The organism is [Collinsella] massiliensis (genome assembly GCF_002161605.1).
Taxonomy (GTDB): Bacteria; Actinomycetota; Coriobacteriia; order Coriobacteriales; family Coriobacteriaceae; genus Enorma.
On sequence record NZ_NFIE01000034.1, the window covers coordinates 1 to 8,941 of the forward strand.

The window sequence follows — 8,941 nt, forward strand, 5'->3', positions numbered from 1 at the left end:
CCGGCAAGGCCCGGGAGGGACCCTTCAAAGCATTCGGTATCCGGTTCTCAAGGTGCTGGTTCCGATAGATCCGGGAATGAGAAAAGCTAGCCTTCAGGTCTTGACTTCATATAGCTGGTCTCCCTTCGCCGACAGCCTGAGCTGCATGTTCACCGCCGACTTCTACTTCGAGTACACGGCGCAGGGCATCGACAAGGCGCGCGCCCTCTCGGTGGCGCTGCCCGAGCGCGGCATCGACCCCTCCGAGCTCGTGGCGTTCGGCGACGGTCAGAACGACATCCCCATGCTCGAGCTTGCGGGCACGGGCATCGCCATGGCGAACGCGACCGACGAGGTGAAGCGCGCAGCCGACGCGGTGACCCACTCGAACAACGACGACGGCATCGCCGCCGCCCTCGAGGAGCTGCTGGCCTAGCGGTCGGCACCGCTGGCCGCGGCTTCCTTGCCGTGGCGCCTGCGCTCGCGTATCGTATAGGACAGGTGCGCACAACCCGAGGAGGCCCGATGCCTGGACAGTTCCCGTTTGAAGCCGTGATCTTCGACATGGACGGCGTCATCGTCGACTCTGAATACGCCTATGCCCAGGAGGAGCGCGCCTTTCTCGACGCCCACGGCATCGACGTCCCCGACGAGGAGATCGCGCGCACCGTCGGCTGCTCGCAGGAGACCTTCCGCCAGACGGTCGTGAGCTGGTGGGAGCGCGGAGGCTACGGCACGCTCACCCCCGAGGAGGCCATCGCGCGCTTCAACGCCTGGGGTGAGAGCTACGTGTACGACTACCATGCGCTCATGAACCCCGGCGTGCCCGAGACGCTTGCCGCGCTGCGCGAGCGCGGGGTGCGCCTGGCGCTCGCCTCGTCCTCGCCCATGGACAACATCCGCGAGGTGCTCGACGCCTGCGGGATCGCGGACGCGTTCGAGGTCGTCGTGAGCGGCGAGCAGTTCCATAAGAGCAAACCGAACCCCGAGATCTACCTGCATACCTGCGAGCTGCTGGGGCTCGACCCCGCCGTGTGCTGCTGCGTCGAGGACTCGCCCTACGGCATCGAGGCGGGCAAGCGCGCGGGGCTCATGGTCTTCGCCAAGCGCGAGGAGCGCTTCGGGTTCTCGCAGGATGAGGCGGACGCGATCATCGACGGCGTCCCCGACCTCCTCGCGGTGGAGTAAGCCATGGGACGGCTGGAGCAGCGGACGTCCATCCCGCTCTACGAGCAGGTGATGAACGGCATCCGGGACAAGATCGAGTCGGGTGCGTACCAGCCGGGCAGCCAGATCCCCACGGAGCACGAGCTCGCCGAGGCGTACCGCGTGGGGCGCGTGACGGTGCGCCGCGCCATCGAGGAGCTCGCCGCCGAGGGCTACCTCACGAAGCAGCAGGGGCGCGGCACCTTCGTGAACCCGCCGAAGCTGCTGCGCAAGGTCCAGTTCGGGACGGACGTGCAGAGCTTCAGCGCCGCGTGCCGCGAGGACGGCATGGAGGCGGGCTCGACGCTCGTCGCGCGCCTCACCGCGCCCGCCGGGAGCGAGCTCGCGGCGTTTCTGGGCATCCCCGAGGGGGACGAGGTGCTCGTGATCGAGCGTCTGCGCACGGCGGACGGCGTCCCCGTCCTGCTCGACCGCCACTACCTGCACCGCGAGCGCTTCGCGTTTTTGCTGGGCGAGCAGCTCGACGGGCCGGTCTCCCTCTTCGAGCTGCTGCGCGACCGCGCCGGCATCCGTCCCCGCCAGGCGCCCGGCCGCACCATCGAGATCGCGCGGGCGAACCGGGAGGTCGCCGCGGCGCTCGGCGTTCCCGAGGGCGAGCCGCTGTTCCTCATGAAGTCGCGGTTCTTCGATGCCGAGGGCGCGCCGATCTTTGTGGGTTGGCAGTACATCGTGGGGTCGCGCTTCGTGCTGTGCGCGTGAGCTCTGCGCCCGTCGGTGCCCGCCGCGCCTGTTGTGGCGCGTGGCTTGGGCGCGCGTGGCGCGCGGTTGCCTACGCGAGGCCGAGCAGGCGCGCGCTGCGGGCGGCGATGTCGGCGCCGAGCGCCGCGGGGTCAACGCCCCGGGTCTCCGCAAGCCGCGTCAGGGCCGCCGTGAGCGAGCGCTCGATACCCTCGAGGCTGTAGGGGGCGTGCAGCTCGGGCGGGGCGTCCGTCTCGAGCAGGAGGCGGTCTGCGGGCAGGATGCGGGCGTACTCGCGGCCGCGCTTCGTCGCGAGCATGTGCTCGTTGATGGAGAACAGGCAGCCCAGGTGCACCGCGCGCCAGAGCTCGTCGGTCGATCCGCTGAACCAATGGAAGATGCACGCGACCGTGCGCGCGGCGCCCGTGCGCTCCAAGATGTCGAGGACCCGGCTTGCGGAGCGGATGGCGTGGATGGAGGCGATGCGCCCGGGCAGGGGGTGCGCGCTCGCAGCTTCCATGATGTGCTCGAACGCCCGTGCCTGCGCCTCGATGCTCGCTGCGCCGCGCTTGCCCGCGTCGAGGCCGACCTCGCCCAGGTATGCCGTGTGCGCGGCCCCGGCCGCTGCCTCGCGTGCGTCCTGCGCGCCGCATGTCCCGTCGGCGATCCACCAGGGATGGAGCCCGGTGCCCACGCGCACGTTCGGGCATTCGGAGAAGCGCGCCTGCGCCGCGGCGGCGTCGGCGGGGGTGACGGTCGTGCAGAAGAAGCCGATGCCTGCCTCCTGCGCCGCGCGCGCGATCTCGACGCCGTTCGTCATGAGGTCGAGGTGGCAGTGCATGTCGACGAGGCGCATCATGCGCCGCCGCCCGCGCCCACGAGCCGGCGCATCACGAAGCCGGCGAGCATCTGCCCCATGATGGGCGGGAGGTAGGAGGTCGTGCCGAGGGGCGGCCGCTCGGCTCCCTCCGCGGCTGCGGCGAGCTTTGGGCGCTCGATCGGCGGCTCCGGCGAATAGAGCACGTCGAGGTGGCGTATACCGAGCTTGCGGCAGCCCTTGCGGATGACGCGCGCGAGGGCGTCGCCGTGCGTGTCGTAGATGTCGGCGAAGCGCAGCTGCTCGGGGTAGAGCTTCATCGCGCCGCCCATGCTGCTCACGAGGGGGGTGCCCGACCGTTCGGCAAAAGAGGCGAGTATGAGCTTCGTCATCACGGTGTCGATGGCGTCGACGAGGTAGTCGATGTGGCCGCCCGCCTCGGCGCGCACATCCTCGATGAGCGCGGGGACGTCTCTGGGCAGCAGGAACGTATCGCGTGTGATGACGCGGATGCCCGGGTTGATGCGCTCGACGAGCAAGTGCGCCGCCTCGACCTTGCGCATGCCGACGGTATCCGTCCAGGCGAGTGCCTGGCGGTTGAGGTTGCTCGCAGCGACCTCGTCGCCGTCGACGACGATGATGGTGCCCACCGCGCCGCGCGCGAGCGACTCGATGCAGTTCGAGCCCACGCCACCCGCGCCCACGACCATGACGGTCGCGGCCTGCAGGCGCGTGAGCCCTGCGCTGCCCCAGAGGGCTTCGAGTCGAGATGTCGCCGTTTCGTTCATGTCATCCATTGTAGGCGAGCGGTTTTCCGAGCGCGAGCGCGAAAAAATGGTGGTGGATTTCAGATATGCACGATGCGGGATGCGAATCGAGGGGTACGGAGCCCAAAAGCACCTCTCTAAGGCGGCGGGGCGTCCTCGAATCCTGGGGTTTTCTCTCGGAGGCATGCGCCCGCCCGCGCCCGTCCGCCATTTGGCGCCTCGTCCATCGTGCATATCTGAATTCCATCACCACAAAATCGCTCTAGCGGCGCAAAAACGTGGGCGCGGGGTGCTGGTGTTGGGACTGTGCCCGCCCGCAAGCGCTGTTACGGGTGCGTGGAGCCGTCTGGGCGGGGCGCGCCGGCTGCGAGCGCTGATGGTTTCGGAATGGAGAGCGGCCGGAACCATTCCCGCGGCGTCGCAGGTCTGAGACGATACCGGGCGACACAATCGCATCGATACGCAACGCAGAGCAGGGAGTTCTTCATGGCGGAGTTCATCTATCAAATGTACCAGGCGCGCAAGGCGCATGGCGACAAGGTCATCCTCGACGACGTGACGCTCAGCTTCTACCCGGGCGCGAAGATCGGCGTCGTGGGTCCCAACGGCATGGGCAAGTCGACGCTCCTCAAGATCATGGCGGGCGTCGAGGAAGTTTCGAACGGCGAGGCGCGCCTCACGCCGGGCTACACCGTGGGGCTGCTGCCGCAGGAGCCGCCGCTCGAGGAAGACAAGACCGTGATCGAGAACGTGCGCCTGGCGTTCGGCGACCTTATGGCGAAGGTCGAGCGCTTCAACAAGATCGGCGAGGAGATGGCCGAGCCCGACGCGGACTTCGACGCCCTCATGGCCGAGATGGGCAAGCTCCAGGACGAGATTGACGCGGCCGACGGCTGGGACATCGACTCCAAGCTCGGCCAGGCCATGGACGCCCTGCAGCTGCCCGATTCCGACACGCCCGTCTCCGTGCTCTCGGGCGGCGAGCGCCGTCGCGTTGCCCTCTGCAAGCTCCTGCTCGAGGCACCCGACCTGCTGCTGCTCGACGAGCCCACGAACCACCTCGACGCCGAGTCGGTCCTGTGGCTCGAGCACTTCCTGAAGAACTACCCCGGCGCCGTGCTCGCCGTCACGCACGACCGCTACTTCCTGGACAACGTGGCCGAGTGGATCTGCGAGGTCGACCGCGGGCACCTCTACCCCTACAAGGGCAACTACTCCACGTACCTCGAGACCAAGGCCGCGCGCATCGCCGCGCAGGGTCAGCGCGACGCCAAGCTCGCGAAGCGCATGGCCTCCGAGCTCGAGTGGGTGCGCTCGAGCCCCAAGGCGCGCCAGGCGAAGAACAAGGCCCGTCTCGCCCGTTACGAGGAGATGGAGGCCGAGGCGCGCGCGAGCCAGAAGCTCGACTGGACGGATATCCGCATCCCCGTGGGGCCGCGCCTGGGCGCGAAGGTGCTCGAGGCAACGCACCTGCACAAGGAGTTCGACGGCCGCGTGCTCATCGACGACCTCTCGTTCAGCCTGCCTCGCGCGGGCATCGTGGGCGTCATCGGCCCGAACGGCGTGGGCAAGACGACCCTCTTCAAGATGATTATCGGCCAGGAGGAGCCCACGAGCGGCTCCATCGAGCTGGGTGAGACGGTCAAGATCTCTTACGTCGACCAGAACCGCGCGGGCATCGATCCCGACAAGACGCTCTGGGAGGTCGTCTCGGGCGGCACGGACAAGATGCTCGTCGGCGAGACCGAGGTGCCGAGCCGCGCCTACGTGGCGAGCTTCGGCTTCAAGGGGCAGGACCAGCAGAAGCGAGCGGGCGTGCTCTCCGGCGGCGAGCGCAACCGCCTCAACCTCGCGCTCACGCTCAAGCAGGGCGGCAACCTGCTGCTGCTCGACGAGCCCACGAACGACCTCGACGTCGAGACGCTGTCCTCGCTCGAGGCGGCGCTGCTCGAGTTCCCCGGCTGCAGCGTGGTCATCAGCCACGACCGCATGTTCCTCGACCGTGTGGCCACGCACATCCTCGCGTGGGAGGGCACGGACGAGAACCCGGGCGCGTGGTACTGGTTCGAGGGCAACTTCGCCGCGTACCAGGAGAACCGCATCGCCCGCCTGGGCGACGACGGCGCACGTCCGCACCGCGTCCACCGCAAGCTCACGCGCGACTAGGCGGACGGCTTTCGTACGATAGATCGCTTTCGATGCCTTCGGGGCGGGTTTCCACGAGTCGGATAACTCGGCGAGACCCGCCCCGAATGGCTTTGTGCGCCATCTCTGGAGTACAATCTCCCTCGATGGCGTCTGGTGAGAAGGGTGGGGTCGAGTGGCGGCATCAGTTCCAGCGACGCCTCCGCGCGACCGCGCCGAGGAGGGGATTCTCTACTATATCCAGCGCTATCGCCTGATGGGCGTCGACCGTCTGCCTGCAGAGCGCGTCCTTGCCGAGAAACTCGGCGTTTCGCGTACGGCGCTTCGCGCTGCGATCGGCCGCCTCGAGGCGGCTCACATGCTTGAATGTCGCCATGGCGCGGGAACGTTTATCTGCCCGGTCAAGCCGGTCAACATCTTCGAGGAGACGTATAGCTTCTCCGACTCGGTGCGCGCGGTGGGGCGGACCCCCGGCTCACGTGTGATTTCCGCCCGGTGGAAGAAGGCCGACGCTGGTCTCGCTGAGCGTACCGGTCTCGCTGAAGGCGCTCCCGTGTTCGAACTCTGCCGCGTGCGCCTTGCCGACGGATCTCCCGTATCGATCGAGACCTCTTCAATCAACGGCGTGCTCTGCCCGGATATCGATCGCCATGACTTCAGCAGCGAAGAGCTCTATGCGGTTCTTGATCGGTCGTATGGTATCACCGTCGAGCATGGAGCGGAGCGCATCTCCATCTCGCGCGCGAACGCTGATGAGTCGAATCGCCTAGGGATACCGAAGGGCGCCCCGGTCTTTTTTGAATCGGCTCTTGAATATGATGCCCAGCATACGCTCGTCGAATACGTGAAGACGGTCATCAATCCAGCGCTCTATAGGTTTGCAAGCGTGGGCGGAAAGCGGGAAGTTGTATCGGAAGGGGCGCGCGCATGGCTGAACGCGTGAATGCCCGCATCGCCGGTACCGGCCTGAGCTCGTTGAGTCCCGTGATTTTGGATACGCTTGTAGAGCGCATCGAGCGCGGGGAATATCCCGAGGGTTCGAGCTTGCCCTCCGAGCACGATTTGGCGCGAGAATTCGGAACAACGCGCTTCGTGGTGCGCGCCGCCCTCGACGATCTGGCTGAGATGGGGCGAATTCGCCGCGTCCGCGGTAAGGGAACCTATGTCACCAGCCGGCGCTTCGGCGAGGTAGGTGAGGTGGGCGGGTTTCGCGAGTCCGCGCGAACGTCGAACCGCATGGCCTCTGTACGCGTGCTTTCGCGCTCGCGTCGACGCGCGGGTCCGTATCTCGCCCAGCTTTTCGAGATCGACGAGGATGACGTGCTCTATTCGATTCGCCGCCTGAACAGCGTGGATGATGAACCGCTTTCCATCGAGCGAGCCTTCGTCCCTCTCGCGCTGTTCGAGGGCATCGAGGACATCGACGTCTCTGTGTTCAGTCTCTACGAGACGTACAAGCTGTACGGCCGCGCGGTCGTTGCGACGGAGGAGCGGCTCGACATCGATACGCTTTCGGCTCATGATGCAGCGTTGCTGCAGGTGTCGCCCGGCGATCTAGCGCTCTCCCTTGCGTGCCTGAGCTTCGACGCGACGGGAACGGTGATCGAATACTCCAGTTCGCTGTGCCGAGCGGATCGGGGGAGTTACAGCTACGAGTATTGAGCGCGGATAGTTGCCGACGGCATCGCGTGGATGCAGCGCTGTGCGCCGCGGCTCAGGTGCCAATCCCTACTAAACGCCAAGTTATGAGTAATTAATACCAATTACCGAGGAATCGCTACCGCTCGTCGCATGGCCTTTGCGATTCTCAAAGTGGTATTAAATACTCTTGAGTAGTAATTGGTATTAAATAATCTGAAGATGTCGCTTGCTGCGATGCTGCGAGCATGGTCACGGGGTGGTGATAGCTCATGGAGATGGCGGATTACATTGAACGTTCTGTGACGCGACTCGCTGAAGTCTCCGAAAAGGAACGGGAACTCGTTGAGCCGTTGGTCGAACGGTTTGTCGCAAGCGATTGCGCTGCGCTGCGCATCATCGCATCCGGTTCATCCAAGAATGCCGCCGACATCGCTCGACCGTTGTTGCAGCGCGTGTTGGACTGCGAGGTGCAGGTGGTGACGCCCGAGGCGTTCATCGAGTTCGAACACGCCCAGCCCAAGCGCGCCTTCAATGTTGCTGTTTCTCAAAGCGGCTATTCGACCAACACGATTGCCGCGCTTGATTTCATGGCCGCCCGCGATGTTCCGTGCGCTGTGCTCACGGCCAACACCGCGGCGCCCATTTCTGAACATGCGTCATGCGTGTTCGATTACGGGGTGGGAGTCGAGTCGGTCGATTTCGTAACCATGGGCGTTCACACGCTCATCAGCTATCTGATGCACTTCGGAATCATGGCGGGGGAGCGTACGGGAACCCTCGATACATCAGAGGCTGAACGGCTCCGTGGCCGCCTTCAAGACGCGGGGAGCGCGTGCTCGTCGGGGATCGATGCCGCACGGAGCCTCTTTCAGAAGCGTCGGCTCGCGCTTTCCGCGCAGGCGCCGGCCATGTTCGTGGGCAACGGCGCCCTGCGTGGCGTCGCGCAGGAGGCGGCGCTCAAATTCAGCGAAACGACGAAGGTGCCGGCCATGTGGTTCGAGGGCGAGGAATTCATCCATGGACCCGAGATGCAGATCATCCCAGGATACCTGGTGGTCATCTTCGATGACCCGATGGGCTCCAAGCGCCTGGCGGATATCGCGCGCGGCATCGCTTCGGTTACGGAGACATGCTATTTCGTCACCTCGCATCCGAGCGGTGCGGAAAACGCAGCCTCGTTCCATGAAGCGGCGGTCAAGGCGGCATCTGCAGAGACCTACCCGTTCGCTGCCCTCTCCTTTGTCCAATACCTCGCCGCGCAGATCGCGAGCGCCCTTAACAGCTGGGACGTGCATCCCTTCCTCGACGAGGTAGACGACGTATTCGCGTCAAAGGCGCCTGGTTACGACGCCTCTGTTCATGAGCTTGAGCGTCTTGCGGACGCCCTATACGGAGACTCGGCGGAAGCCTAACCGCCGCTCATATGTGTCGGGATTCCTTTAGGCAGGAGAAGGGAGCTAGGGAATGAAACAGACGGAGAAGGTCGAGATCATGAACTTCGACCAGGAGGGCTACCTCGAGGACGGCCGCGCGCTCGTCGAGACCGGCAAGCAGATGGCCGCCATGGCCGACCGCATCGCCGACGAGGGCTACGACGCCATCTTCCTCATGGGCGTCGGCGGCACCTGGGACGAGCTCATGCAGCTCGAGTACCTCATGAACAAGTTCGGCGACCGCGACCTCGAGG

At 65.7% G+C, this 8,941-nt stretch carries 9 protein-coding genes and 1 pseudogene; 8 read left to right on the forward strand and 2 right to left on the reverse strand.

Features of this window, described 5'->3' with window-relative positions:
- Nucleotides 1–76 precede the first annotated feature (76 nt).
- The 3 genes from B5G02_RS09870 (at nt 77) to B5G02_RS09880 (ending at nt 1,905) form a co-directional block, all read left to right on the forward strand.
- Nucleotides 77–415, forward strand: coding sequence for an HAD hydrolase family protein (locus tag B5G02_RS09870; RefSeq protein ID WP_275080512.1), 339 nt, complete (start codon nt 77–79; stop codon nt 413–415).
- 89 nt (nt 416–504) lie between these two features.
- Complete coding sequence (locus tag B5G02_RS09875) at nt 505–1,167, forward strand: HAD family hydrolase (RefSeq protein WP_094336087.1); 663 nt, start codon at nt 505–507, stop codon at nt 1,165–1,167.
- Between the two features lie 3 nt (nt 1,168–1,170).
- On the forward strand, nt 1,171–1,905 hold the full coding sequence (locus B5G02_RS09880; protein WP_094336088.1) for a GntR family transcriptional regulator: 735 nt from the start codon (nt 1,171–1,173) through the stop codon (nt 1,903–1,905).
- Between the two features lie 70 nt (nt 1,906–1,975).
- Here the strand turns inward: B5G02_RS09880 and B5G02_RS09885 are convergent, their stop codons facing one another.
- Nucleotides 1,976–2,743, reverse strand: a complete 768-nt coding sequence (locus tag B5G02_RS09885; protein WP_094336089.1) for a TatD family hydrolase — start codon at nt 2,741–2,743, stop codon at nt 1,976–1,978.
- Complete coding sequence (locus B5G02_RS09890) at nt 2,740–3,489, reverse strand: tRNA threonylcarbamoyladenosine dehydratase (RefSeq protein ID WP_241146232.1); 750 nt, start codon at nt 3,487–3,489, stop codon at nt 2,740–2,742. The genes B5G02_RS09885 and B5G02_RS09890 overlap by 4 nt, the downstream gene beginning before the upstream one ends.
- Nucleotides 3,490–3,954: 465 nt before the next feature.
- Here B5G02_RS09890 and ettA point away from each other — a divergent pair, with 465 nt between their 5' ends.
- The 5 genes and pseudogenes from ettA to B5G02_RS09915 all read left to right on the forward strand — a co-directional run.
- Nucleotides 3,955–5,634: an energy-dependent translational throttle protein EttA gene (ettA, locus tag B5G02_RS09895; protein WP_094336090.1), complete on the forward strand. Its 1,680-nt coding sequence runs from the start codon at nt 3,955–3,957 to the stop codon at nt 5,632–5,634.
- A gap of 154 nt (nt 5,635–5,788) precedes the next feature.
- Nucleotides 5,789–6,556 carry a GntR family transcriptional regulator gene (locus B5G02_RS09900; protein WP_094336091.1) on the forward strand — a complete coding sequence of 256 codons (768 nt, stop codon included), beginning with the start codon at nt 5,789–5,791 and terminating at the stop codon, nt 6,554–6,556.
- Nucleotides 6,541–7,275 carry a GntR family transcriptional regulator gene (locus tag B5G02_RS09905; protein WP_094336092.1) on the forward strand — a complete coding sequence of 245 codons (735 nt, stop codon included), beginning with the start codon at nt 6,541–6,543 and terminating at the stop codon, nt 7,273–7,275. The genes B5G02_RS09900 and B5G02_RS09905 overlap by 16 nt, the downstream gene beginning before the upstream one ends.
- A 248-nt stretch (nt 7,276–7,523) precedes the next feature.
- Nucleotides 7,524–8,666, forward strand: coding sequence for an SIS domain-containing protein (locus B5G02_RS09910; RefSeq protein WP_019238807.1), 1,143 nt, complete (start codon nt 7,524–7,526; stop codon nt 8,664–8,666).
- 52 nt (nt 8,667–8,718) lie between these two features.
- Nucleotides 8,719–8,941: pseudogene (locus B5G02_RS09915) on the forward strand (SIS domain-containing protein); the annotation flags it as partial.

Excerpts from the sequence above, each read along its gene's own strand:
- B5G02_RS09870 (WP_275080512.1), top strand. The coding sequence starts at position 77 with ATGAGAAAAGCTAGCCTTCAGGTCTTGACTTCATATAGCTGGTCTCCC.
- B5G02_RS09875 (WP_094336087.1), top strand. The coding sequence starts at position 505 with ATGCCTGGACAGTTCCCGTTTGAAGCCGTGATCTTCGACATGGACGGC.
- B5G02_RS09880 (WP_094336088.1), top strand. The coding sequence starts at position 1,171 with ATGGGACGGCTGGAGCAGCGGACGTCCATCCCGCTCTACGAGCAGGTG.
- B5G02_RS09885 (WP_094336089.1), bottom strand. The coding sequence starts at position 2,743 with ATGATGCGCCTCGTCGACATGCACTGCCACCTCGACCTCATGACGAAC.
- B5G02_RS09890 (WP_241146232.1), bottom strand. The coding sequence starts at position 3,489 with ATGAACGAAACGGCGACATCTCGACTCGAAGCCCTCTGGGGCAGCGCA.
- ettA (WP_094336090.1), top strand. The coding sequence starts at position 3,955 with ATGGCGGAGTTCATCTATCAAATGTACCAGGCGCGCAAGGCGCATGGC.
- B5G02_RS09905 (WP_094336092.1), top strand. The coding sequence starts at position 6,541 with ATGGCTGAACGCGTGAATGCCCGCATCGCCGGTACCGGCCTGAGCTCG.
- B5G02_RS09910 (WP_019238807.1), top strand. The coding sequence starts at position 7,524 with ATGGAGATGGCGGATTACATTGAACGTTCTGTGACGCGACTCGCTGAA.